Source organism: Bordetella pertussis 18323 (assembly GCF_000306945.1).
GTDB classification, from domain to species: Bacteria; Pseudomonadota; Gammaproteobacteria; order Burkholderiales; family Burkholderiaceae_B; genus Bordetella; species Bordetella pertussis.
In genome coordinates, this window is record NC_018518.1 from 1,990,571 (window position 1) to 2,014,453 (window position 23,883).

Genomic DNA, 23,883 nt, shown 5'->3' on the forward strand with positions numbered 1-23,883 from the left:
TCACTTTACGGCAAATCGAATACCAGGACTTCGGCGCCTTCGCCGTCGCCCAGCCGCACCGCGGCCTCGTCCTGCAGCGCCAGGCCATCGCCCGCGCCCAGCCTCTGGCCATTGACGACCAGGCTGCCGCGCGCCACGTGCACCCACGAGCGGCGTCCGGCCGCCAACGGCAGCTCGGCGCTTTCCGTGCCGTCGAACAGGCCCGCGTACAGGCGCGCATCCTGGTGGATGCGCAGCGATCCGTCGGCGCCGTCGGGGGAAACCAGCTGGCGCAGCCGGCCGCGCTTGTCAGCCTCGGGAAAACGCTTCTCTTCGTACTCGGGCGCAATACCCGCCACATCGGGCTCGATCCAGATCTGCAGCATATGGGTCGCGGCATCCGGCTGCGGGTTGAACTCCGAATGCATCACGCCGCGGCCGGCGCTCATGCGCTGCACATCGCCGGGGCGGATGGTCGAGCCGCTGCCCATGCTGTCCTTGTGCGCGATCGCGCCGTCCAGCACATAGGTGATGATTTCCATGTCCCGGTGGCCGTGCGTGCCGAAGCCCCGGCCGGCGGCGATGCGGTCATCGTTGATCACACGCAGCGGCCCGAAGCCCATATGGGCCGGATCATAGTAATTGGCGAAGGAAAACGTATGGTGCGTATCGAGCCAGCCGTGGTTGGCATGGCCGCGTTCGGCGCTGCGACGCAGGGTAAGCATGGCGAACTCCTTATTTCAATAATATGAATGTTCCGTACATCGGCCGGATGCCGAGTGCAGGCATTCACAACATGGGCCCATTGTGCCCCTCCCCCGGCGCCTTGATGAGGGATGGATTTGATGACATCATTCAATTAATTTGAATGAGTGGAGGCCGCCATGCCCCGTCCACGCGCCGCCCCGCCCCCCGGCCAGCCCATCACGCCCGACCTGCTCGTCATGGTCGACGCCATCGCCCGCCATGGCAGCTTCGCCAAGGCGGCGCGCGAACTGGGCAAGGTGCCTTCGGCCGTCACTTACGCCATCCGCAAGCTGGAAGACGGACTGGACATGCTGCTGTTCGACCGCAGCGGCCATCGGGCCGCCCTCACGCCCGCCGGCCAGGCCCTGCTGGCCGAAGGCCGCCACGTGCTGCAATCGCTCGACGCGCTGGCCAGCCGCGTCAAGCGCGTCGCTACCGGCTGGGAAGGCGAATTGCGCATCGCCGTCAGCGCCGTGCTGCCCTGGACGCCGCTGTACGATCTGATCGAGGATTTTCGCGCCCTGGCCGGCGCCACCACCTTGCGCTTTTCCGCCGAAGTGCTCAGCGGCAACTGGGATGCGCTGGCCTCCGGCCGCGCCGACCTGCTGATCGGCGCCGACGCGGCGGGCGCGCCGTCGGGCGCCTACCGCACCCAGGCCATGGGGCAGACCCAGTTCGCCTTCTGCGTGGCGCCGCATCATCCGCTGGCCGCGTTGGGGCGCCCCCTGAGCGCGCGCGACATCGCGGCCTATTGCGCCATCGTGGTGGCCGACACGTCGCGCGACCTGCCGCCCCGCACGCGCGGCCTGCTGCGCGAACAGCCCGTGATCGTCATGCCCACCATGCAGGCGAAGATCGACGCCCAGGTGCGCGGCATCGGCGTGGGGCACCTGCCCCTGACCCTGGCCGCGCCCTACCTCGCCCAGGGCCTGCTGGCGACCTGCCCCACCGACGACGTCGTGCCGCTCACCGAGCAGGTGGTCTACGCCTGGCGCGATCCCAACCCCGGGCGGGCCTTGCAGTGGTGGCTGGAGCGGCTGCGCTCGCCCCGGCTGTGCGAAAGCCTGCTGGGCGTGTCGTGAAGGTTGGCGCTATTCGTCGTCGATACCCAGCTCGCGCAGCTTGCGCGTGATGGTATTGCGGCCGATGCCCAGCCGCGATGCAGCCTCCACCCGCCGCCCCCGGCTCGCATCCAGGGCGCTTTGCAGCAGGATCTTCTCGAACTGGCGCGTCAGCGTCGCCATGACCGCCGGCTCGCCGCGCTCGAGGCGGAACTGCGCATCGCGCAGCAAGGCTGCGTGCCAGTTGCGCGGCGCGGCATCCGGCGCCTCGGCCGGGGCCGGCGCCGTCCCGGCCGCGGCAGCCGCGGCAGCCGGTTCGGCCTGCCGGGCCGCCGCCTGCTGGTGTTCGACCGCCCGGATTTCGGGCGGCAGGTCGTTGCGATCGATCGTCTGCCCCGGAGCCATGACCGTCAGCCAATGGCAGAAGTTCTCCAGCTGGCGCACATTGCCGGGAAAATCGAAACGCGCCAGCACGGCCAGCGCGTCGGGCGTCAAGCGCTTGACCGGCACGCCCAGCGCCCGGGCGCTGGTGGCCAGGAAGTGCTGGGCCAGCGCCGGAATATCCTCGACCCGTTCGCGCAGCGGCGGCAGGCGCAGGCGGATCACATTGAGACGATGGAACAGGTCCTCCCGGAACAGGCCCTGCTCGACGCGCTGTTCGAGCGGCTGGTGGGTGGCCGCGACGATGCGCACATCCACGCGCACCGGTTGCGCCCCGCCCACGCGGTAGAAACTGCCCTCGGCCAGCACGCGCAGCAGGCGGGTCTGCAACTCGATCGGCATATCGCCGATCTCGTCGAGGAACAGCGTGCCGCCATGCGCCTCCTCGAAGCGTCCGCGCCGCAGCGTATTGGCTCCGGTGAAGGCGCCACGCTCGTGCCCAAACAACTCGGCCTCCAGCAGGTCGCGCGGAATCGCCGCGGCGTTCAGCGCAACGAACGGCCCGCCGGCGCGCGCGCCGTGCCCATGCAGGGCCCGCGCCACCAGCTCCTTGCCGGTGCCGGACTCGCCGGTGATCAGCACCGTCACCTTGGACTGGGCCAGCCGGCCTATGGCGCGAAACACTTCCTGCATCGCGGTGGACGAGGACTGCGTCATCACCCAGCGCTCGCCGTTCTGCGCCGGCTCGCCCGCCGCGCCCGCGTCGGCCGCCGGCTCGCCCTCCTGCATGGCGCGCTGGATCAGCGCCACCGCCTCGTTGACGTCGAATGGCTTGGCCAGGTAATCGAACGCGCCGCCCTGGAACGCCGACACCGTGCTGTCCAGGTCGGCGAAGGCGGTCATGACGATCACCGGCAGCCCGGGATTGCGCTCCTTGATCTGGCGCAGCAGTTCAAGCCCATCGCCGCCCGGCATGCGGATGTCCGACACCAGCACCGACGGCACGTCGGCCGCCAGCGCCTGCAGGACATCGGCGGCCCGGGAGAAGCTGCGGGTGGCGATGCCGGCCCGCGCCAGGGCCTTCTCGAGCACCCAGCGGATAGCCTGGTCGTCGTCGACAATCCAAACGGGTTTCATCAAAGTGGGGGCTCCATCGGTAATACCAACCGGAATTCGGTGTGCCGCGCACGGGACTCGAATTCGATGATGCCTCCGTGCTGCTGCACGAAATCCTGGGCCAGGCTCAGGCCCAGCCCGGTGCCGCCGGCGCGCGCGGTCACCAGCGGATGGAAAATGCGCTCGCGGATGTGCTCGGGCACGCCCGGCCCGTTGTCCAGCACCGACACGACCAGCGCCAGCCGGTGCTGCCGGTACGCCAGCATGACCTGGCGCGCCACCCGCGTGCGCAGCACGACGCGCGGCGCGGGCACGTCGGCGCCCGGCTTCTGCTGCACCAGCTCCTGCGCCGCGTTGCGCGCCACATTCAGCACCGCCTGCATCAGCCTGGCCGCGTCGCCGCGCAGCTCGGGCACCGACGCGTCATAGTCGCGCACCAGTTCGACCGCGTCGCGGAACTCGGCCTGGATCAGCGCGCAGACGCGCTCGCAGATTTCATGGATGTTCACCGGCCGCGCGGCCAGCGGCACGCGCTGCGGACCGCTCAGCCTGTCGACCAGCGCCTGCAGCCGGTCGGCCTCGGTGATGATGACCTGGGTATATTCGGCCAGGGCCGCGCTGGGCAGCTCGGCTTCCAGCAGCTGGGCCGCGCCGCGCAGGCCGCCCAGGGGGTTCTTGACCTCGTGCGCGAGATTGCGCAGCAATTCGCGATGCGATTCGATTTCGTCGACCAGCCGCTGGTTGCGATCGGCCAGCACGCGCTGCTCGATCTCGCGCGTCTCGATCAATACCGGCCAGGCCTGGCCGGACAGCGACACCGTCGTGACGGTGACCTCCACCGACTCGACCACCCGCCGCAGCGAGGCCAGCTGGCGCACGTCGGCAAACTTGCCGGCGGCCGCGCTGTCGATGGCCGATTGCAGGTCTTCGGGATTGTCGAACAGCGTCGCGGCCGACAGGCCTCGCAACTGCTTGCGGGAACGGCCGAACAGGTCCTCGGCGGCGGCATTGGCGTATTCGATATGCCCGCGCTCGTTCAGCAGGAAGACCGATGTGGCCAGCAGATCAAAAGCATCGACATTCGTCATAGGAGGCAACCGGGACGGCGCGGCGGGCGGGCCGCGAGGCCCGCCGCCGCACAGCCTCCCGGATTACAGGCTGTAGTACATGTCGAATTCGACCGGATGCGTGGTCATGCGCAGACGCGTGACTTCGCCCATCTTCAGTTCGATGTAGGCGTCGAGCATGTCGTTGCTGAACACGCCGCCACGGGTCAGGAACTCGCGATCCTTGTCCAGCGCGGCCAGGGCCTCTTCCAGCGACGCGCAGACGGTCGGGATCTTGGCGTCTTCTTCCGGCGGCAGGTCGTACAGGTTCTTGTCGGCCGGGTCGCCCGGGTGGATCTTGTTCTGCACGCCGTCCAGGCCGGCCATCATCAGGGCCGAGAACGCCAGGTACGGGTTGGCCAGCGGATCCGGGAAGCGCGTCTCGATGCGGCGCGCCTTGGGGTTGCCGACGTACGGGATGCGGATCGAGGCCGAGCGGTTGCGGGCCGAATAGGCCAGCTTCACCGGCGCCTCGAAGTGCGGCACCAGGCGCTTGTACGAGTTGGTGCCCGGATTGGTGATGGCATTGAGCGCGCGGGCGTGCTTGATGATGCCGCCGATGTAGTACAGCGCGAACTCCGACAGGCCGGCGTAGCCGTTGCCCGCGAACAGGTTCTGGCCGTCCTTCCAGATCGATTGGTGCACGTGCATGCCCGAGCCGTTGTCGCCGACGATGGGCTTGGGCATGAACGTCGCGGTCTTGCCGTATACGTGCGCCACGTTGTGGATCACGTACTTCATGACCTGGTTCCAGTCCGCGCGTTGCACCAGCGTGCTGAACTTGGTGCCGATTTCCAGCTGGCCGGGCGCGGCCACTTCATGGTGGTGCACTTCGACCGGCACGCCCATCTGCTCGAGCAGCAGGCACATTTCGGAACGCATGTCCTGGAACGAATCGACCGGCGGCACGGGGAAGTAGCCGCCCTTGGGGCCCGGACGATGGCCCATGTTGCCGCCTTCGAATTCCAGGCCGCTGGACCACGGCGCCTCTTCCGACTTGATCTTGACGAAGGTGCCCGACATGTCGGTGTTCCAGGTCACGCCGTCGAACACGAAGAACTCGGGTTCCGGACCGAAGTAGGCGGTATCGCCCAGGCCGGAGGACTTCAGGTAGGCTTCGGCGCGCTTGGCCAGCGAACGCGGGTCGCGGTCATAGCCCTTCAGGTCCGACGGCTCGACCACGTCGCAGCTCAGGATCAAGGTCGGCTCTTCGCGGAACGGGTCCAGGTTGGCCGTGTCCAGGTCGGGAATCAACAGCATGTCGGAGGCTTCGATGCCCTTCCAGCCCGGGATCGACGACCCGTCGAACGCCTGCCCGCTCTCCAGCTTGTCCTCGTCGACAGCCGAGGTGGGAACGGAAACGTGGTGCTCGCGCCCGAGCGTATCGGTGAAGCGGAAATCCACGAACTTGACTTCGTTGTCGGCGATCTGCTTGAGAACGTCTTTGGGGCTTGCCATGTCATCTCCATAAGATAAAAGCGTCGAGGGCCTTGGTTGCCCGACTGGCAATAAACAGGCAAGCAAAATGCGTGCCAGGTCCCGCACTCCTGGAAGGAGGCGGCCGCGGAATGCGAAAACAGGAATTCAGCACCATTATGGTGCAAAACACGGGGCGCTGGTTGCCCTATTTTGGTGCGCAGCGATTACAGGAACATTTCCTGCAGATCGTTCAGGAAGCGCCAGCCCAGTGCGGTGGCGCGCAGGCGGGTCGGATCGGCGTCGAGCAGGCCGCGCCGGGTCGCTGCTTCCAATTGGTGCGCGATGGCCGCCAGCGACAGGCCAGTGCGCTCGCCAAACGAGGGCGCGGCCACGCCTTCTTTCAGGCGCAGCGCATTGAGCATGAACTCGAACGGCAGTTCGCCCGCCCCGACGACCCGGCTTTCGGCCACATGGCTGCCATCGCGCGCCATGGCGCGCTGCATCCAGGAATCCGGATTGCGCAGGCGCGCCTGGCGTTCGATGCGGTCGTGAAACGACAGCTTGCCATGGGCGCCGGGCCCCAGGCCCAGGTAGTCGCCGAACTCCCAGTAATTGAGATTGTGCCGGCAACGCGCGCCCCGGCGGGCATAGGCCGAGACCTCATAACGCGCCAGCCCGGCCTGGGCCAGGGTCTCCTCGACCATGTCCTGCATGGCGGCGCTGGCATCGTCGTCCGGCAATTCCGGCGGGTATTTGGCGAAAACCGTATTGGGTTCCAGCGTCAGGTGATACAGCGACAGGTGTTCCGTGCCGAAGGCCAGCGCCTGGCGCAGGTCCGCGCGGCACTGCTCGAGCTCCTGGCCCGGCAAGGCGAACATCAGGTCCAGGTTGACGCGCTCGACCGTCTGCTGCGCCATGGCGATGGCCGCGCGCGCCTGGGCCGCGTCATGGATGCGGCCCAGCCTGGACAGCTGGGCATCGTCAAAGCTCTGGATGCCCAGCGACAGCCGCGTCACGCCGCTGGCCGCGTAATCGCGGAAGCGTCCGGCCTCGGCAGTGCCCGGGTTGGCCTCCATGGTAATTTCGGCGTCCGGCAGCAGGTTCAGGCAGGCGCGCAGCATGGCCAGCAGCTCGTCCAGCCCCGCCGCCGACAGCAGGCTGGGCGTGCCGCCGCCGATGAAGACGGAAATGACCTGGCGCCCCCATACCTCGGGCACGGCCTGCTCCAGGTCGGCGAGCAGCGCGTCCAGGTAGGCGCGTTCGGGAATCTCGCCCGGCGCGGCATGCGAATTGAAGTCGCAATAGGGACACTTGCGCACGCACCAGGGCACGTGCACATAGACCGACAGCGGCGGCAGGCTGGTCAGCGTGGCGCCGGCCGGCGCGAGGACGCGCGCGCCGGCGGCCGGCCCGCCCAGGTTGCGGATGGGAATCGTGATGGCCATGCGCGTAGTCGCCTCGACCGGCTAGGTGTGAACTGTCAATAGGTTGTATTCGTCCAGGTTGAGTCTGGAGATGGGTACAGCGCGCCCGATGCCTTGGTGGGGTCGATGCCAGTTGTAGTGGTGTAGCCAGGATTTCATGGCATCGGCTCGGTGTTGGGAGTTCTGGTAGGTGTGAGCGTAAGCCCACTCACGCAAGGCCGACTGGATGAAGCGTTCGGCCTTGCCATTGGTCTGTGGGCGGTAAGGTCGGGTAAAGCGGTGCTTGATGCCCAGCTCATGGCACAGCGCGGCGAAGGCGCGGCTGCGAAAGGCCGAGCCATTGTCGGTGAGCAAGCGCTGGATGGTCACGCCCAGGCGCTGGTAGTAGGCCACTGCGTCCTTGAGGAACTGGACGGCGCTGGGGAAGCGCTCGTCGGGGTGGATGTCGGTGAAGGCCACGCGGGCGTGGTCATCGATGGCCACGAAGACGAAGTCCCAGCCGGCCCCCTCAACGGTATCGCGTCGGTTGCCCGTGACCCGGTGGCCAGGGCGCTGGATACGTCCCAGCTTCTTGATGTCGATGTGCAGCAGATCGCCGGGGGCCTGATGCTCGTAGCGCACCACCGGCTCGGCCGGCTCCAGGTCGGCCAGGTGCGACAGACCGGCGCGGGCCAGGACGCGGCTGACGGTGCTGGCTGACACGCCCAGCGCCTGGGCGATGCGCGCTTGGGTCAGCCGCTTGCGGCGCAGCTCCACGATAGCCAGCGCCTTGGCCGGCGCAATCGCTCGGGGCGAGACCGTCGGGCGCGAGGACGCATCGGCCAAGCCCGCCTGGCCCTGAGCCAGGAAGCGGCCCAGCCATTTGCGCACAGTCGGCGCGGTGACCCCATAGGCGCGGGCCGCTTCAGGCACACAAACTTGATGGGCGATCAATTGCTGGACCATTTCGAGTCGACGTAGGAAGGTCAATCGGGCATGCTTATGGGTGTTCATCCGGCCGGGCTCCTTGAGTGAACTGGGGAGTTGGCGATTTCCAGTTTCTCAAATCCGGTTCGGATGAACCATGCATACAACCTATTGAATCTTCACAGCTAGGGCCGGTCCACCGGCCCGGTTGCGCGCAGCTTGTCCAGCAGCTGCGCCAGGGCCTGCGCCCGGTGGCTGATGCGGTTCTTGTGCTCCGGCGCCAGTTGGGCGGCGGTGCAACCCTGCTGCGGCAGATAGAAATGCGGGTCGTAGCCGAAGCCATGCTCGCCGGCCGGCGCATCGACGATCTCACCGTGCCAGAGCCCTTCGCCAATGAGCGGACAGGGATCGTTCTCGGTGCGCACCAGCGCCAGCAGCGCCACATACCAGGCGCGCCGGTCGCCGGCCGCGGCCAGCTCGCGCACCAGCAAGGCGTTGTTGGCCGCGTCGCTGCGGGCGCCGCCGGGCTGCTGGGCGTAGCGGGCCGAATGCACGCCCGGCGCCCCGCCCAGCGCCACCACGCACAGGCCCGAATCGTCGGCCAGGGCCGGCAGGCCGGTATGCCGGCTGGCGTGGCGGGCCTTGGCCAGCGCGTTCTCGACAAAGGTGGCGTGAGGCTCCTCGGCCTCCGAGACGCCCAATTCGCTTTGCGGCACCAGTTCTATCCCAAGCGGGGCGAACAGGGCCGAGAATTCGCGCAATTTGCCGGCATTGTTGGATGCAAGCACCACGCGACGCAAGTTTGGATTGAGTATTTCTGCGGACATGGGCAACATTGTAGAACGGGATGCGGCCGCCTCGGCGCGACTGGCGAACCTACGCAACATCGCGGCAATAATGACTCGTCATGATATTGACCCCGGCCTGCCTGGCCCTTTGCGCATACGCCCAGCATGATCTCGTCTTCCGCAGCAGACCTCCATGCCGACGCCGGCCTGGCCGCCATTCTCCAGGGCGGCCTGCTCAATCCCTGCTACCAGCCGGTGGCCGACCTGGCGCAGGATCGTATTTTCGGCCATGAAAGCCTGATCCGAGGGCCGCACCAAAGCGTGCTGCACATGCCCGACGCCCTGTTCGCCGCGGCGCGCCGCGACGGCCTGCACGCCGAACTCGAACTGGCCAGCCTGCAGGCCGGCGCGCGCCGCTTCATCGAGCTGGATTCGCCCGGCAACCTGTTCCTGAATCTCTCCGGCGCCGTCCTGGTGGCGTGCTGGCGCCACTACGGCAGCGGGCTGCCGGTCATGCTGCTGGCCGACAGCGGCCTGGCGGCCGACCGCGTGGTCATCGAGATCACCGAATACGATCCGGTGGGCGGCGACCTGCCGGCCCTGAACCAGGCCCTGGCCTGCCTGCGCGCCAGCGGCATGCGGGTGGCGCTGGATGACTACGGCGTCGGCAACGCCAGCCTGCAGCTATGGGCCGAACTGGCCCCCGACCTGGTCAAGATCGACCGCTACTTCTTCAATGGCATCAGCCGCGACGAGCGCCGCCTGCAACTGGTGCGCTCCATGGTGTCGACGGCGCGCCAGCTCAACTCCACCCTGGTGGCGGAGGGCATCGAGAATGCCGACGACCTGCGCACGGTCTACGAGCTGGGCACACGCTACGCGCAAGGCTGGTTCCTGGGCCGTCCCGAGAACGAGCCGCGCACCGACCTGCCCACGGCGGCGCGCGCCTCGCTGCAGCCAGCCTGTGCGACGCAACCCACGCGCATCCCGGGCCACACGGCGCTGGCGCTGCGGGTCGAGGCGCCGCCGGTCATGCTGGCGCGCCACACCAACGACGACGTGCAGCGGCTGTTCCAGGAGCATCGCCACCTGCATGCCGTGGCGGTGCTGGACACCGACAGCCGGCCGGTAGGCATCATCAACCGGCGCGACTTCTCCGAGCACTACGCCCAGCGCTATACCCGCGACCTGTTCGGGCGCAATCCATGCTCGACGTTCATGAACCCCGACCCTGTGCTGGTGGACGTGCATACGTCGATCGACCAGCTCAGCCACGTGCTGCTGTCCGACGACCAGCGCTATCTGGCCGATGGCTTCGTCATCACGCGCGGCGGCCGCTACGACAGCCTGGGCACCGGCGAAGCGCTGGTGCGCTCGGTCACCGAAATGCGCCTCGAAGCCGCGCGCTACGCCAACCCGCTGACCTCGCTGCCGGGCAACATCCCCATCAGCCAGCACATCGCCCACCTGCTTGACCATGCGCTCGACTTCGTCGTCTGCTACGCCGACCTGGACAATTTCAAGCCGTTCAACGATGTCTACGGCTACTGGCGCGGCGACGACATGATCCGCCTGTGCGCCGACAGCATCAAGCGCCACTGCGACGCGCGCCGCGACTTCGTCGGCCACGTCGGCGGCGATGACTTCGTCGTCATGCTGCGCAGCACCGACTGGCGCCTGCGGATCGAGCGTATCATCGCCGAGTTCAACCTGCGCGCCCTCGACCTGTACGACGACCAGGGCCGCCACGACGGCGGCATCCGCGCCGAAGACCGCTACGGCGTGCTGCGCTTTTTCCCCTGCGTCACCCTGGGCATCGGCGCGCTGGAGGTCAGCCCGGTCGAACTAGGCAGCCACGTTCGCCCGGAGAACCTCGCCTCGGCCGCCGCCCGCGTCAAGCAGCAGGTCAAGCACGGCAACCTGGCGCTGCTGGTCCAGCGCTACCAACTGCCCGCCCGCGCCGCCTGAACGCGGCGCCGCGCCGGCCAACCGGAACACCGCCACCGCCTGGCGCAAGGCCTGCGCCTGCGCTTCCAGCGAGGCCGCCGCCGCCGCGGTCTGCTCGGCCATGGCGGCATTCTCCTGCGTGGCGCGCTCGGCGTCCGCCACGGCCAGGTTGACCGAGGCAATGCCCGCGGCCTGCGTGGCGCTGGCCTCCGAAATACCGGCCACCAGTTGCGTCACACGGTCGATCGATTGCACGATCTCGCCCATGGTGGCGCCCGCCAGGTTGACCTGCTGCACCCCGCTGGCCACGCGCGCCGACGAATCGTCGATCAAGCCCTTGATCTCGCGCGCCGCCTGGGCGCTGCGCTGGGCCAGCGACCGGACTTCCCCGGCCACGACGGCGAAACCCCTGCCCTGCGGCCCGGCCCGCGCCGCCTCCACCGCCGCGTTCAAGGCCAGCACATTGGTCTGGAACGCCAGGCTGTCGACCAGCCCCACGATCTCGGCGATACGCTGCGCGCCGCTTGCGATGTCGCGCATGCTGGCGACCACCTGCGCGACCGCCGTTCCGCCCTGGCGCGCCAGCTCGGTGGCGCCGGCCGCCTGCCGGCTGGCCTGGTCGGCGTGCTCGGCGGTGGCGCGTACCGTGCCGGCCAGCTCCGCCATGCTGGCGGCGGCCTCCTGCAGCGCGCCCGCCTGGCGCGCCGTGCGGCCGGACATCTCCACGCCGCCGGCGGCGATCTCGCCCGAACCGGTGTGGATCTCCTCCACGCCATGGCGTACCGATTCGACCGCGCGGGTCAGCCCGCCCTGCATGCGTCGCATCGCCGAATACAGCACGCCGATCTCGTTGTCGCCGCGCGCCGCGATCGCGGCGGTCAGGTCGCCATCGGCGATGCGGTCGAAATGGCGGCCGGCCTCGGTCAAGGGCCGCAGCATCGCGCGGCGAAAGCCCAGCCGGATCACGACGGCCAGGACGGCCACCAGCGCCAGCAAGGCCGCCGCGCCCAGCACCATGCGTTCGAGCACGCGCGCGGCATCGGCCACGGCGGCGCGCCCCTGCTCCCTCGCATAGCCCTGGAAGGCATCGACCGCCTCGATGTAGCGCTCGGCCGCCTGCGGCAGCGCGCGTTCGGCCAGCCGGTTGGCCTCGATGCCGTTCCAGCCCTTGAGCGCGGCATGCAGCGGCGCCAGCGCCTGGACCGCCAGCGCGTCGTAGCCGGCCAGCACCTCGTCATACAAGGACGCGCCCTGCGCGGCCATCTCGGGGTTGGCGCGCAGGCGCTCCTGGCTGGCGCGGACCTGCTCCAGCAGCGTGGCCGCCTGCGCCAGGGCCGCGTCGCGCTGCTCCTCCAGCCCGCCTTCCATATACGTCTTGGCGTCGGCCAGCACGGCGCGGGCCTGGAACAGCCAGCTGGTCGTATCGCCCAGGTCGCTGGCGCGTTCGATATTGCCGCGGCCCAGGGCTTCGATGGCAGCCTGGTTGTCGCGCAGCACCGCCACGCCCGCGCCGGCCGCCGCGGCGAACAACAGCACGAAAAATGCCAGCGTGGCCGACAGCGCGGCCGCAAGTTTGAGTTTCTTTCGCATCGGGATCCGCAAGTGAGGCTGAGCCGCGCATGGCGGCGTCGCCGCCATTATGGGCAGGCAGTCTTGCAGATTGTTGACACGCTCAGCCGGCCGCGTCCCCGTCGGCCACCAAGGTTTCCACCAGCTCGCGCGCGAAAACCGGCAGGCTGTCCAGGTTCTTCACGCAGATCTGCAGCTCGCGCACGGCCCACTCGTCGGTCAGCCCGACCAGCGCGATATCGAGGTTGCGCGCGTAGCGCAGCGCGGCCGACTCCGGGATCACGCCGATGCCCACGCCGCTTTCGATCATGCGGCAGACCGCTTCGAAATTGCCCACCTCGACGCGGAACTTGAAGGTGCGCCCCAGGCTGGCGGCCGCCTGCACCAGGAACGGATGGATGGCGCTCCACTCGGACAAGCCGACATAATCGTCGGCCAGCGTATCGGCGAACGCCACCGACTCCTCGGCCGCCAGCCGGTGGCCGGCCGGCGTCACGACCACCAGCCTGTCCTTGCGGTACGGGATGAACTGCAGTTTCTGGTCCGGAGCGCAGCCGGCGACCACGCCGATATCGGCCGAGCCATCGGCCACCGCCCGCACCACCAGGTAGCTCAGCCGTTCGCGCAGCTCGACGTTGACGTCCGGGTGCGCCGCCAGGTAGCGCGCCAGCACGGCGGGCATGAACTCGGTCATCGCCGTCGTGTTGGCCAGCACGCGCACATGTCCTTTGACGCCGCGCGCGAACTCCTGCATGTCGCCGCGCATCTGCTCGACCTGCTGCATGACCGTGCGGGCATGGCGCAGCATGGCCTCGCCCGAGGGCGTCAGGGTCACGCCCTGGCTGGTGCGGTACAGCAACTGGGTGCCGAAATGCTCTTCGAGGTTCTTGACCCGCGTGCTGGCCGCCGGCAGCGACAGGTGCGACTTCTCGGCGCCGCGCGTCAGGCTGTGCCAATCGCCGATATGCACCAGCAGCTGCAGGTCGGTCAAATCGAAATGCGCGGCCATGCGCCCCCCTCCTTCGGTAATCCATAACCCGGTGTTCGGCAATCGTAAATTGGCAGGGCGCCGGGCTTGGGGCACAGTGCTCGATTACGTTTCCGCAAACCCCATCATAAAAGAAGACGCAGCCCCTGGTCCTGCCCTACGTCGCCGGGCACGTGCTGGGCATGCGTCGCTCCTTCCGACCATGACCATGATCCCTTCCCCATCCGATCACCCCAGCGCCCGGCTGGCCGAATTCACCGCTGGCCTGCGCTACGAGGACATCCCGCCTGCCGTGCTCCGGCGCGCCGAAGACCTGTTCCTCGACAGCCTGGCTTCGATCCTGGCCGGCGCCGGCGCGCCACCAGTGCAGGCCATCGCGCGCTATGCCGCCGCCATGGGCCCGGCCGACGGTCCCTCCCAGAACCTGGTCACGCGCACCGGCACCACGCCGCTGTTCGCCGCCATGGTCAACGCCGCCGCCTGCCACGTGGTCGAACAGGACGACGTGCACAACGGCGCGGTGTTCCACCCCGCGGCGGTGGTATTCCCGCCGGCGCTGGCGGTCGCGCAAGCGCTTGGCCGCAGCGGCCGCGACCTGCTGACCGCGGCGGTGGCCGGCTATGAGGCCGGCATCCGCATCGGCGAATTCCTCGGCCGTTCGCACTACAGGATCTTCCATACCACCGCCACGGTCGGCCCCCTGGCCGCCGCCGTCACGGTCGGCCATCTGCTGCGGCTCGACGCCGCGCAGATGCTGCATGCCCTGGGCTCGGCGGGCACGCAATCGGCCGGCCTGTGGGAGTTCCTGCGCGATGCCGCGGACTCCAAGCAACTGCACACCGCGCACGCCGCCGCCGCGGGCATCACGGCGGCCTACCTGGCGCAGGACGGCTTCACCGGCGCGCAGCGCATCCTCGAGGGCGCGCAGGGCCTGGCCGCCGGCATGTCCAGCGACGCCGACCCCAGCCGGCTGCTCGACGGCCTGGGCCAGCGCTGGACCCTGGCCGAGACCTCGTTCAAATACCACGCCTCGTGCCGCCACACCCACCCGGCGGCCGACGCCTTGCAGCACGTGATGCGCGAACATGGCCTGCGCGCCGCCGACCTGGCGGCGGTCGAAACCCTGGTGCACCAGAGCGCCATCGACGTGCTGGGGCCGGTCACCGCCCCCGCCACCGTCCATCAATCGAAGTTCTCGATGGGCACCGTGCTGGCGCTGATCGCGCTGCGCGGCCACGCCGGCCTCACCGAATTCGACGCCGCCCCGGGCGACGCCGAGGTGGCGGCGCTGCGCGACAAGGTGCGCATGACGCTGGACGACGAGGTGGACCGCGCCTACCCCAGGCGCTGGATCGGCAAGGTCAACGTCACCACCACCGACGGCCGCCGCCTCCACGGCCGCGTCGACGAGCCCAAGGGCGACCTCGGCAACACCCTCTCGCGCCCCGAAATCGAAGACAAGGTCGCGCGGCTGGCGCGCTACGGCGGACACGCCACCGAAAGCGAAGTCCGCGCCCTGATCGACCGGGTATGGCGCATCGCCGAGCAGGAGCGCGTGGGCAAGCTGTTGAGCGAGTAAGGCAGTGGCCAGGACGGACGACGGGGTGCCTGTCCCGGCGGTCGAGTGCGCATGGCATGCCACGGTGTGCCTGTCCCAGCGGGGACAGGCACACCAGGTCAGCGGGGAGGACAGGCACCCCGGATTCAGCGCGTGCCAGTCCCCGTGCGGGGACAGGCACGCGGGTTTACTGCAGTGCCTCGCGCTGCGCCCGCACGAGCTGGGCGATGCCGCCTTCGGCCAGCCCCAGCATCGTGTCGAGTTCGCCGCGCGTGAAGGTGGCGCCCTCGCCGGTGCCCTGCACTTCGACGAATGCGCCGCTGCCGGTCATCACCACATTGACGTCGGCCGCGCAGGCCGAATCTTCCTGGTAATCCAGGTCCAGCACCGCGCGTCCATCCACCAGGCCGACCGACACGGCGGCGACCGCGTCGCGGATCGGGTTGTGCGCCAGGTCGCCGCGCTGCATCAGCAGCGCCACGGCGTCGGCGGCGGCCACCCAGGCGCCCGTGATGCTGGCGCAACGCGTACCGCCGTCGGCCTGCAGCACGTCGCAATCCAGGTGCAGGGTGCGTTCGCCCAGCAGGCGCAGGTCGAACACCGCGCGCAGGCTGCGGCCGATCAGGCGCTGGATTTCCTGGGTGCGGCCGCTTTGCTTGCCGCGCGCGGCCTCGCGGTCGCCGCGCGTATGCGTGGCGCGCGGCAGCATGCCGTACTCGGCGGTCACCCAGCCTTCGCCGCGTCCCTTCAGAAACGGCGGCACCTTCTCGAGCACGCTGGCCGTGCACAGCACATGCGTATTGCCCGCGCGCACCAGCACCGAGCCTTCGGCATAACGCGTGAAGCCGCGCTCCAGGCTGAACGGCCGCAAGGCGTCGACGGCGCGGCCGGACGGACGGGAAAGAGTATCGGCGGCGGAAGTGCTCACGGTTATCGGCTCCTGGAAATCTGACAATAGCGGGATTGTACGTGCCGGCGGCGCGCGCGCATCGGTTATCCTGCAAGCATCCTGCCGCCGGCCTGCGCGCGGCGGGCCTTTCATCGAATCACCTGGAATCCTCCCCATGATCCGCAGCATGACTGCCTTCGGCAACGCCCGCGCCGACCTCGAGCAGGGCTCGCTCGCGCTCGAGCTGCGCAGCGTCAACAGCCGTTATCTCGACCTGTATTTCCGCCTGCCCGACGAGCTGCGCCACGTCGAGACGCCGCTGCGCGAATTGCTGACCGCCAAGCTGGCGCGCGGCAAGGTCGAAGTGCGCGTGTCGTATACCCGCGCCGCCTCCACCGAACTCTCCACGCTGGACCCGCAATGGCTGCGCTCGCTGGCCGCGCAACTGGACAACGCGCGCGCCGTCCTGCCCGAAGTCGCCGCGCCGCGCCTGGTCGAACTGTTCAACTGGCCCGGCCAGCGCGGCAACGACGCGCTCGATCCGCAGGCCTGGGGCGCGGCCTGCATGCAGGCCGCCCAGCAAGCGCTGGCGCAGATGCAGGAAGGCCGCGCCCGCGAAGGCGAGCGCCTGGCCGCGATGATGCGCGAATGCGCCGACGGCGTGGGCCGCATTGTCGACGGCGTCGAAACCCACCTGCCCCAGCTGCTGGCCGATCACCGCGAGAAGCTGGCGCTCAAGCTGCGCGAAGCGGTCGAATCGGCCTTCCCCGGCGGCTTCGCCCACATCACCGGACCGGAGCTGTCCGAGCGCCTGACTCAGGAAGCCACCCTTTTCGCGTTGCGCATCGACGTCGCCGAAGAACTCTCGCGCCTGCGCTCGCACCTCGAAGAATTGCGCCACCTGCTGGGCGACGGCCCCGCCAAATCCGACGCCAAGCGCGGCGGTAGCGCCGGCAAGCGCCTGGACTTCCTGTTCCAGGAAATGAACCGCGAGGCCAACACCCTGGGTTCCAAGGCCGGCAGCCTGGAAGTCACGCGCGCGGCGATGGATCTCAAGCTGCTGATCGAGCAGATGCGCGAACAGGCGCAGAACCTGGAGTGAGGCGACGGGAGGGCCCTGGCCTTCCCCCTGCCGCGTTGCCGCATCCGCCGTCACAGACTCCGAAGCGCCGCCTGATTGCCGCAAGAGACATTGCCCAATCGACCCAGAAATGGGTGACAAATTCGTCTCGGGCTCCTCAATCAGCCGGGTAGGTCTCAATACCAATGCAACCGACAGCATCGCCCCCGGCATAGACCGGTGCCCCTGAAATCCTTTTCAGTCGTTGTTGTTTCAACTAATCCATTGGATTAGAATGGAACATCTACGAAATCATGCACGGCATTGCCGAACTGCCCACCTACATTCGCTTGGCCGGCAAGCTCTTGGGCCCGCAAGAGCGCCAAGACCTGATCGGCTATCTGGCCGTACATCCTGAAGCCGGAGACATCATGGAAGGCACGGGCGGCGTGCGCGTCATCTACTACTAGCACGATGACCTCATGCCACTGTATCTGCTGGCGCTCTTTGCCAAGGGCGACAAAGCCAATCTGACCAAAGCCGAGCGTAATGAGCTGGCCGGCCTGGTCGATGTGTTGGTGAACATCTGGAAAGGACGAGCGAAATCTTGAGCACTGCATTCAACAACATTAGGCAGGGCCTGTCGGAAGCGATCGCTCACGCCAAGGGCAATGTTCATGGCATGCGCGTGCATCGCCCCCGCCAGGTCGATGTCAAGGCCGTGCGTGCCAAAGTGGGCATGACCCAGGAACAGTTCGCCGCCCAGTTCGGCTTCTCGCCCGCAACCCTGCGGCACTGGGAACGTGGCGACCGCACTCCCCGGGGGGCCGCGCTGGTTCTGCTCAACGTGATCGACCGGAATCCCCAGGCGGTGATCGAAGCGCTGGCCTGACTGTCACCGTTGGCGTGCGAGGAACCGCCGGCTTTATCGCAGCGCCCGCCGGCCGCGCCTACTGGAACGCCGTTTCCATGAAGGTGCGCAGCTTGCGCGACTGCAGCCGCTCGGGCGGCATTTCGCGCAGGCGCTCCAGCGCCCGGATGCCGATCTCCAGGTGCTGGTTGGCCTGGCGCCGGTAGAAGGCGCTGGCCATGCCGGGCAATTTGAGCTCGCCGTGCAACGGCTTGTCGGACACGCACAGCAGCGTGCCGTACGGCACCCGGAAACGGAAGCCGTTGGCCGCGATGGTGGCCTATTCCATGTCCAGCGCGATGGCGCGCGATTGCGCGAACCGCTGCACCAGTTCGCCCTGGTCGCGCAGCTCCCAGTTGCGATTGTCGATGGTGGCCACCGTGCCGGTGCGCATGATGCGCTTGAGCTCCCAGCCGGACAGGCCCGCCACTTCCTCGACTGCCTGCTCCAGCGCCACCTGCACCTCGGCCAGCGGCGGCACCGGCACCCAGGTAGGCAGGTCGGCGTCCAGCACGTGGTCCTCGCGCACGTAGCCGTGCGCCAGCACGTAATCGCCCAGGCGCTGCGAATCGCGCAGGCCGGCGCAATGGCCCAGCATCAGCCAGGCATGCGGGCGCAGCACGGCGATGTGGTCGGTAATGGTCTTGGCGTTGGACGGCCCCACGCCGATATTGACCAGCGTGATGCCCGAATGATTGGGGCGCACCAGGTGGTACGCCGGCATCTGCGGCAGGCGCACCGCCGCCGCCTCCACCGGCGCCTGGTCGCCGCGCCGCGTGATGCGGTTGCCCGGCTCGATCAACGCGTCGTAGTCGCCGCCGCCGCTGGCCATCAGCCCGCGCGCCCACACGCAGAATTCGTCCACATAGAACTGGTAGTTCGTGAACAGCACGAAATTCTGGAAGTGCGTGGGCGCGGTGGCCGTGTAGTGCTGCAGGCGATGCAGCGAATAATCCACCCGCGTGGCCGTAAACGGCGCCAGCGGCCGGGGCTCGCCGGGCTGGCCGCGCCACGAGCCATTGACGATGGCGTCGTCGGTGACCGCCAGGTCGGGCACGTCGAACAGATCGCGCAGCGGCCGCCGCAGGTTCTCGATATGCTCGCCTTCCACGTAGGTGCCGTCCGGAAAGGCGAAATGCAGCGGAATCGGCATATCGGATTCGCCCACCTCCACCGGCACGCGGTGGTTCTGCAGCAGCAGGCCGATCTGCTCGATGAGATAGTCGCGGAACAGATGCGGCTGCGTGATGGTGGTCTGGTACTCGCCCGGCTCGGCCACGTGCCCGTACGACAGGCGCGAATCGATCGGATCGTAGGTCTGCACGCCGATGCGGATGGCCGGGTAGTAGGCGCGCACCCGTCCGGACAACTCACGCCCGCCCACCACCTCGTGGAACAGCTCGCGCACGAACCCGGTATTGCGGCGGTACAGCTCGATCAGGCGGTCGGTGGCGGCGACCGCGCTGTCGAAGGCCTCGAAGGGCACCGGGTCCGGGCAATGCAGTTGAGCGATCGAATAGTCGGAGGGCATGGGCGGGACGGATTCCGTAGTGACACGACAGCTTGTCTGTTGCGTCGATTATGCCCCACCGGCGTGTCGCCGGCCGGACACCGGCGCGGCTACATGCGCTTGCCTCGATGCTGCAAGCCTTTGCAAATGTAATGGAATATTATTCCATTACAATGCAGCGCAGGCGTTCCCTCGCGGACCGTCTTCGCCGCCGGCGCGCGCCTTGTCCAGCCATGCCGTCCACTGTCTTTCCCGAAGTGCCGTAATGACTCCCCCTACGCGAAAAGCCCGACTCCTGTCGCTGTCCCTGCCCGCCTTCCTGACCGCCCCGCTGCTCGCGCTGGGCCTGTCGCTCTCCCCCGATACCGCGCAAGCCGCGCTCTCGCCCAAGGCCCGCCCTTCGCTGCAGGGCCTGCGCCTGGCCGGCGAACCCACCGTTCCCACGCTGCGCGACCGCGTCGTCCAGGCCGGCCTGGACGCCATCGGCACACCCTACAGCTGGGGCGGCGACGACCCCGCCGATGGCTTCGATTGCAGCGGCCTGGTGCTGTTCGTGTACCGCCACACCGCCGGGCTGGAGTTGCCGCGCACCGCGCGCGCGCAGCGCGGCGCCGGGCGCACCGTGGCCCGCAAGAACCTGCGGCCGGGCGACCTGGTGTTCTTTGCCACCCGCGGCCGCGGCGTGACCTCGCATGTAGGCATCTATATCGGCCAGGACCAGTTCGTGCACGCCCCCACGCGCGGCTCCAAGGTCCGCGTCGACAGCATGGACAACCGCTACTGGAACAAGCGCTTCGTCGGCGCGCGCCGCTATCTCGACACGCCCGCCGCCGGCGGCACCCTGCTGGCCGCCAGCGAGAACTGAAACCTCAGCCGCGTCCCACGAACGGCATGTTGGTGGCCATGATGGTCATGAACTGCACGTTCGTGTCCAGCGGCAGGCGGGCCATTTCGGCCACGGCGTGCGCGACATGCGCCACGTCCATGCGCGGCTCCTGGCGGGTGCTGCCATCGGCCTGCAGGATACCGGCGGCCATGCGCTCGGTCATCTCGGTGGCGGCGTTGCCGATATCGATCTGCCCGCAGGCGATGCCGTAGGGCCGGCAATCCAGCGAAATCGACTTGGTCAGGCCCGTGACCGCATGCTTGGTCGCGGTGTAGGCGATCGAGAACGGCCGCGGCGCATGCGCGGAAATCGAACCGTTGTTGATGATGCGCCCGCCCTGCGGCTGCTGCGCCTTCATCAGGCGGATCGCCGCCTGCGCGCACAGGAACATGCCGGTCAGGTTGGTATCCACCACGTCGCGCCAGGTCTCGACCGGCAACTCCTCGATGGGCACGGCCGGCGCGCCGCGCCCGGCATTGTTGAACAGCACATCCAGCCGGCCATAGGCGCGCTGCGTCTCGTCGAACAGCTCGCGCACCGATTCCTCGCGGGCCACGTCGGTCGGCACCACCAGCGCGCGCACGCCATCCTCGCCGGCGGCGATGCGGGTCTGCTCCAGCGGCTCGCGGCGCCGGCCTGCCAGCACCACGCGATACCCCTGCGCCAGGAATTCCAGCGCCACGGCACGGCCGATACCCGTGCCCGCCCCCGTCACCAATGCGACCTTGACGCCCGAATTAGCGTTGGCTTGCATGCCCCTCTCCTCTTTGTGTCACGTGTTCGGCGCATCCTAACCCAATCGTCGGATAGCTGCTGCAAGTGCCCGTGACTTTTTCGGACGAGTCCGTTCGACCAGGATGAACGACATTGCCCCTGTTAGGGACTGGTCAGCCAACGCCTTATATAATTTTTGGGTATTTACTTATTACCCCAAGCGGATTGGCCCCGGATACCGGCAGCGCCAGATGCGCTTACCAAGGAGCAGTCACCCATGCACCCACACCGGCTTGTCCGTTGCCGCTGGCCCGTCCTGTCGGCGCTGGCCGTCGCGGCCCTCTGTAGCCCGGCGGCGCACGCGCAGGCCCCCGCCCCCGCCGACGCCGCCCGCATCGCCAGCCAGGGGGCCGACGGCGTGGCCGCCTGTGTCACCTGTCATGGCGCCAAGGGCGAAGGCAACCCGGCCGCCGGTTTTCCGCATTTGGCGGGCCTGGGTTCGGGCTATCTGTACGAGCAGCTCACCGCCCTGGCCAACGGCTCGCGCGCCAACCCGGTCATGGCGCCCGTTGCGAAAGGGCTGAGCGACGCGCAGCGCCAGGCCCTGGCCGAGTACTACGCCGGCCTGTCCGCCCCCTTCGATGCCGACCGACTGGCCGCCACCCACCTGGGCGAGCCCGCCAAGGCCGATACCGGCGCCTGGCTGGCGGTGCGCGGCGCCTGGGACAGGAACGTACCCGCCTGCAACCAGTGCCACGGACCCGGCGGCATCGGGGTAGGCACGGCCTTCCCGGCGCTGGCCGGCCAGTCGGCCGCCTACATCGCCGGCCAGTTGCGCGCATGGCGCCAGGGCCAGCGACCGCCCGGCCCGCTGGCCTTGATGCCCGCCGTCGCCACCCGCCTGAGCGATGCCGAGATCGACGCGGTCTCGGCCTATTACGCCAACCTTCCCAAGCAGGCCGCCGCGCCGCGACCGGAGGCCGCCAAATGAAGCACGCACTGATCCACCGCCTTGCGCTGGCCTCGCTGCTGGCCGCCGCCTTGCCGGCCGCGCCAGCCCTGGCCGCCGACGCCCCGCCCGCGTTCACGCCGCCCGCGGCCGACGCCATTCCCGATAACGAGTTCGGCAAAGTGGTGCGCGAGGAAGAGCAGATCTTCCTGCATACCCCGCAGCGCGCCGCCAAGTTCGTCGGCAACGACCTGACCTGCGCCAGCTGCCACCTGGACGCGGGCCGGCGCGCCGATTCCGCGCCCATGTGGGCGGCCTACGTGCTGTATCCGGCCTACCGGGCCAAGAACGGGCACGTCAACACGCTGGCCGAGCGCCTGCAGGGCTGTTTTCGCTACAGCATGAATGGCGAATCCCCGCCGGCCGACGACCCCACGCTGGTCGCCCTGCAGTCGTACATGTACTGGCTGGCGAGCAAGGCCCCGACCGGCGTCAAGCTGGCGGGCCGGGGCTATCGCAAGCTGCCGGCGCCGCCGCAAAAACCCGACTACCTGCGCGGCAAGACCGCCTACGCGCAATATTGCGCCGTCTGCCACGGCGCCGAAGGCCAGGGGCAGAAAAACGGCCGGCACTGGGTCTTCCCCGCGTTGTGGGGCGAGCACTCGTTCAACTGGGGCGCGGGCATGCACCAGATCGGCAACGCGGCCGGCTTCATCAAGGCCAATATGCCGCTGGGCCAGGCCGGCCTGCTGAGCGACCAGGAAGCCTGGGACGTGGCGTACTTCATGAACGCCCACGAACGCCCGCAGGACCCCCGCTACCAGGGCTCGGTGGCGCAGACGCGCGCCAAGTACCACGATTCGGACGACTCCCTGTACGGGATGGAAGTCAACGGCCATCTGCTGGGCAGCGCAGCGCCGCCGTCCGGCGGCAAGCTGCGGGCGGCCGGCAAGTAGGCGGCGCGAGGGCTTGCTGGCCCCGGGGGCTTTTCCGCCCTCGGGCCGCCCCCAAGGCGAAAAAAAGGCCGGCCGCTCCCGGCGCGCCGGCCGATTTGCTATTCTTCGGTTCTGCCCCTTGTGTCGTTTTTGTCCATGTCCGCACCCTCCGGCAATGTATTCATGGTCGTCGCTCCCAGCGGCGCCGGCAAGTCCAGCCTGGTTCGCGCCCTGCTCGACCGCGATCCCTCTCTCGTGCTGTCCATTTCGTGCACCACGCGCGCGCCGCGCCCCGGCGAGCAAGACGGCCGCGAGTACCGCTTCGTCGACCAGGCCGAATTCGCCCGCCTGCGCGATGCGCAACAGCTGCTCGAATGGGCCGAGGTGCACGGGAATTTCTATGGCACCCCGCGCGACCGCATCGACGAGGCCACCCGCGCCGGCCATGACGTCCTGCTGGAAATCGACTGGCAGGGCGCGCGGCAGGTCAAGCAGCGCTACCCCGAGGCCATCGGCATATTCGTCCTGCCGCCTTCCATCGACGAGCTGGAAAGCCGCCTGAAGGCCCGCGGCCAGGATGCGCCCCAGGTCATCGCGCGCCGCCTGCTGGCTGCCGGCGGCGAGATCGCGCACGCGCCTGAATGCGAATATGTTATTATTAATCAAGAATTTAGCGTAGCCCTGACGGAACTGGTGCAAATCATCAGTGCCGCGCGGCTGCGTTTTTCGTCCCAGGCCGTGCGCAATGCGCAGTTGTTCTCGCAACTGGGCATACCCGCCGCGCACTGAGGCGAACTCCCTTCACTTTCCGTCAGCTCCAGGTATTTTCCATGGCCCGTATCACTGTCGAAGACTGTCTGAACCAGATTCCCAACCGCTTCAAGCTCACGCTGGCGGCGACCTATCGCGCCCGCGAGCTGGTCCAGGGCCACGCGCCGCGCCTGGACAGCAAGGACAAGCCCACGGTCACCGCGCTTCGGGAAATCGCCTCCGGTCTCACCGGCCTGGAAATGCTGCGCAAAGTCCCGACCTGATACCTAC

Annotated in this window: 22 protein-coding genes and 2 pseudogenes; 12 read left to right on the forward strand and 12 right to left on the reverse strand. The window is 68.5% G+C overall.

The genetic code is table 11. From position 1 onward, the window contains the following. Positions 1 to 5: 5 nt before the first annotated feature. Entirely contained in the window at positions 6 to 704 is a 699-nt protein-coding gene (locus BN118_RS09385; protein WP_003811176.1) for a pirin family protein, read from the reverse strand. 159 nt (positions 705 to 863) lie between these two features. On the opposite strand from BN118_RS09385, the gene BN118_RS09390 reads away from it, so the two are divergent. Further along, complete coding sequence (locus BN118_RS09390) at positions 864 to 1,808, forward strand: LysR family transcriptional regulator (RefSeq protein WP_010930452.1); 945 nt, start codon at positions 864 to 866, stop codon at positions 1,806 to 1,808. A 9-nt stretch (positions 1,809 to 1,817) separates the two neighbouring features. On the opposite strand, the gene ntrC is transcribed toward BN118_RS09390, so the two are convergent. The 6 genes from ntrC to rdgB form a co-directional block, all read right to left on the reverse strand. After that, positions 1,818 to 3,305, reverse strand: a complete 1,488-nt coding sequence (gene ntrC / locus BN118_RS09395; RefSeq protein ID WP_010930451.1) for a nitrogen regulation protein NR(I) — start codon at positions 3,303 to 3,305, stop codon at positions 1,818 to 1,820. Then, on the reverse strand, positions 3,305 to 4,372 hold the full coding sequence (glnL, locus tag BN118_RS09400; RefSeq protein WP_041166175.1) for a nitrogen regulation protein NR(II): 1,068 nt from the start codon (positions 4,370 to 4,372) through the stop codon (positions 3,305 to 3,307). The genes ntrC and glnL overlap by 1 nt, the downstream gene beginning before the upstream one ends. A 63-nt stretch (positions 4,373 to 4,435) precedes the next feature. Next, positions 4,436 to 5,848 (reverse strand): type I glutamate--ammonia ligase, encoded by a 1,413-nt coding sequence (glnA, locus tag BN118_RS09405; protein WP_003811164.1) that lies wholly within the window; start codon positions 5,846 to 5,848, stop codon positions 4,436 to 4,438. Positions 5,849 to 6,033: 185 nt separating this feature from the next. Beyond that, positions 6,034 to 7,254 (reverse strand): radical SAM family heme chaperone HemW, encoded by a 1,221-nt coding sequence (hemW, locus tag BN118_RS09410; RefSeq protein WP_014905769.1) that lies wholly within the window; start codon positions 7,252 to 7,254, stop codon positions 6,034 to 6,036. Positions 7,255 to 7,275: 21 nt separating this feature from the next. Beyond that, on the reverse strand, positions 7,276 to 8,226 hold the full coding sequence (locus BN118_RS09415) for an IS481-like element IS481 family transposase (RefSeq protein ID WP_005013747.1): 951 nt from the start codon (positions 8,224 to 8,226) through the stop codon (positions 7,276 to 7,278). Positions 8,227 to 8,324: 98 nt separating this feature from the next. Then, complete coding sequence (rdgB, locus tag BN118_RS09420) at positions 8,325 to 8,975, reverse strand: RdgB/HAM1 family non-canonical purine NTP pyrophosphatase (RefSeq protein ID WP_003811159.1); 651 nt, start codon at positions 8,973 to 8,975, stop codon at positions 8,325 to 8,327. 117 nt (positions 8,976 to 9,092) lie between these two features. Between rdgB and BN118_RS09425 the strand changes: the two genes are divergently transcribed. Then, positions 9,093 to 10,895: an EAL domain-containing protein gene (locus BN118_RS09425; RefSeq protein ID WP_010930448.1), complete on the forward strand. Its 1,803-nt coding sequence runs from the start codon at positions 9,093 to 9,095 to the stop codon at positions 10,893 to 10,895. Positions 10,896 to 11,030: 135 nt separating this feature from the next. On the opposite strand, the pseudogene BN118_RS19490 reads toward BN118_RS09425, so the two are convergent. Together BN118_RS19490 and BN118_RS09445 are read right to left on the reverse strand one after the other, a co-directional pair. Then, a pseudogene (locus BN118_RS19490) lies at positions 11,031 to 12,512 on the reverse strand (methyl-accepting chemotaxis protein); the annotation flags it as partial. Between the two features lie 34 nt (positions 12,513 to 12,546). Then, positions 12,547 to 13,452 (reverse strand): LysR family transcriptional regulator, encoded by a 906-nt coding sequence (locus BN118_RS09445; protein ID WP_003811152.1) that lies wholly within the window; start codon positions 13,450 to 13,452, stop codon positions 12,547 to 12,549. Between the two features lie 181 nt (positions 13,453 to 13,633). Between BN118_RS09445 and BN118_RS09450 the strand changes: the two genes are divergently transcribed. Next, the gene (locus tag BN118_RS09450) at positions 13,634 to 15,010 is read left to right on the forward strand and encodes an MmgE/PrpD family protein (RefSeq protein WP_010930446.1); all 1,377 of its coding nucleotides are present in this window, start codon (positions 13,634 to 13,636) and stop codon (positions 15,008 to 15,010) included. A 166-nt stretch (positions 15,011 to 15,176) separates the two neighbouring features. Here BN118_RS09450 and rph read toward each other — a convergent pair whose 3' ends face one another. Beyond that, positions 15,177 to 15,917 carry a ribonuclease PH gene (gene rph, locus BN118_RS09455; RefSeq protein WP_003811149.1) on the reverse strand — a complete coding sequence of 247 codons (741 nt, stop codon included), beginning with the start codon at positions 15,915 to 15,917 and terminating at the stop codon, positions 15,177 to 15,179. Positions 15,918 to 16,053: 136 nt separating this feature from the next. Between rph and BN118_RS09460 the strand changes: the two genes are divergently transcribed. The 4 genes from BN118_RS09460 (at position 16,054) to BN118_RS09475 (ending at position 17,830) form a co-directional block, all read left to right on the forward strand. Continuing rightward, positions 16,054 to 16,980: a YicC/YloC family endoribonuclease gene (locus BN118_RS09460; RefSeq protein ID WP_003811148.1), complete on the forward strand. Its 927-nt coding sequence runs from the start codon at positions 16,054 to 16,056 to the stop codon at positions 16,978 to 16,980. Between the two features lie 272 nt (positions 16,981 to 17,252). Beyond that, a complete protein-coding gene (locus BN118_RS20480) occupies positions 17,253 to 17,408 on the forward strand; it encodes a hypothetical protein (RefSeq protein WP_010930445.1) in 156 nt (51 codons plus the stop codon). 12 nt (positions 17,409 to 17,420) lie between these two features. After that, positions 17,421 to 17,549, forward strand: coding sequence for a hypothetical protein (locus BN118_RS21060; protein ID WP_010928840.1), 129 nt, complete (start codon positions 17,421 to 17,423; stop codon positions 17,547 to 17,549). Beyond that, positions 17,546 to 17,830 (forward strand): helix-turn-helix domain-containing protein, encoded by a 285-nt coding sequence (locus BN118_RS09475; RefSeq protein WP_010926696.1) that lies wholly within the window; start codon positions 17,546 to 17,548, stop codon positions 17,828 to 17,830. Before BN118_RS21060 ends, BN118_RS09475 begins: the two co-directional genes overlap by 4 nt. A 58-nt stretch (positions 17,831 to 17,888) precedes the next feature. On the opposite strand, the pseudogene BN118_RS09480 reads toward BN118_RS09475, so the two are convergent. Continuing rightward, positions 17,889 to 19,379, reverse strand: a pseudogene (locus tag BN118_RS09480) (AMP nucleosidase). 244 nt (positions 19,380 to 19,623) lie between these two features. Between BN118_RS09480 and BN118_RS09485 the strand changes: the two are divergent. Further along, positions 19,624 to 20,223 (forward strand): C40 family peptidase, encoded by a 600-nt coding sequence (locus tag BN118_RS09485; RefSeq protein WP_003811137.1) that lies wholly within the window; start codon positions 19,624 to 19,626, stop codon positions 20,221 to 20,223. A 4-nt stretch (positions 20,224 to 20,227) separates the two neighbouring features. On the opposite strand, the gene BN118_RS09490 is transcribed toward BN118_RS09485, so the two are convergent. After that, positions 20,228 to 20,998 (reverse strand): SDR family oxidoreductase, encoded by a 771-nt coding sequence (locus BN118_RS09490; protein ID WP_003811135.1) that lies wholly within the window; start codon positions 20,996 to 20,998, stop codon positions 20,228 to 20,230. A gap of 237 nt (positions 20,999 to 21,235) precedes the next feature. On the opposite strand from BN118_RS09490, the gene BN118_RS09495 reads away from it, so the two are divergent. From BN118_RS09495 to rpoZ, 4 genes are all read left to right on the forward strand, one after another. Further along, positions 21,236 to 21,949, forward strand: a complete 714-nt coding sequence (locus BN118_RS09495) for a c-type cytochrome (protein ID WP_010930444.1) — start codon at positions 21,236 to 21,238, stop codon at positions 21,947 to 21,949. Then, complete coding sequence (locus BN118_RS09500) at positions 21,946 to 22,863, forward strand: c-type cytochrome (RefSeq protein ID WP_014905771.1); 918 nt, start codon at positions 21,946 to 21,948, stop codon at positions 22,861 to 22,863. The genes BN118_RS09495 and BN118_RS09500 overlap by 4 nt, the downstream gene beginning before the upstream one ends. Positions 22,864 to 22,998: 135 nt before the next feature. Further along, positions 22,999 to 23,631, forward strand: coding sequence for a guanylate kinase (gene gmk / locus BN118_RS09505; protein WP_010930442.1), 633 nt, complete (start codon positions 22,999 to 23,001; stop codon positions 23,629 to 23,631). Between the two features lie 41 nt (positions 23,632 to 23,672). Beyond that, positions 23,673 to 23,876 (forward strand): DNA-directed RNA polymerase subunit omega, encoded by a 204-nt coding sequence (gene rpoZ / locus BN118_RS09510; RefSeq protein ID WP_010930441.1) that lies wholly within the window; start codon positions 23,673 to 23,675, stop codon positions 23,874 to 23,876. The last annotated feature ends 7 nt before the right edge of the window (positions 23,877 to 23,883 follow it).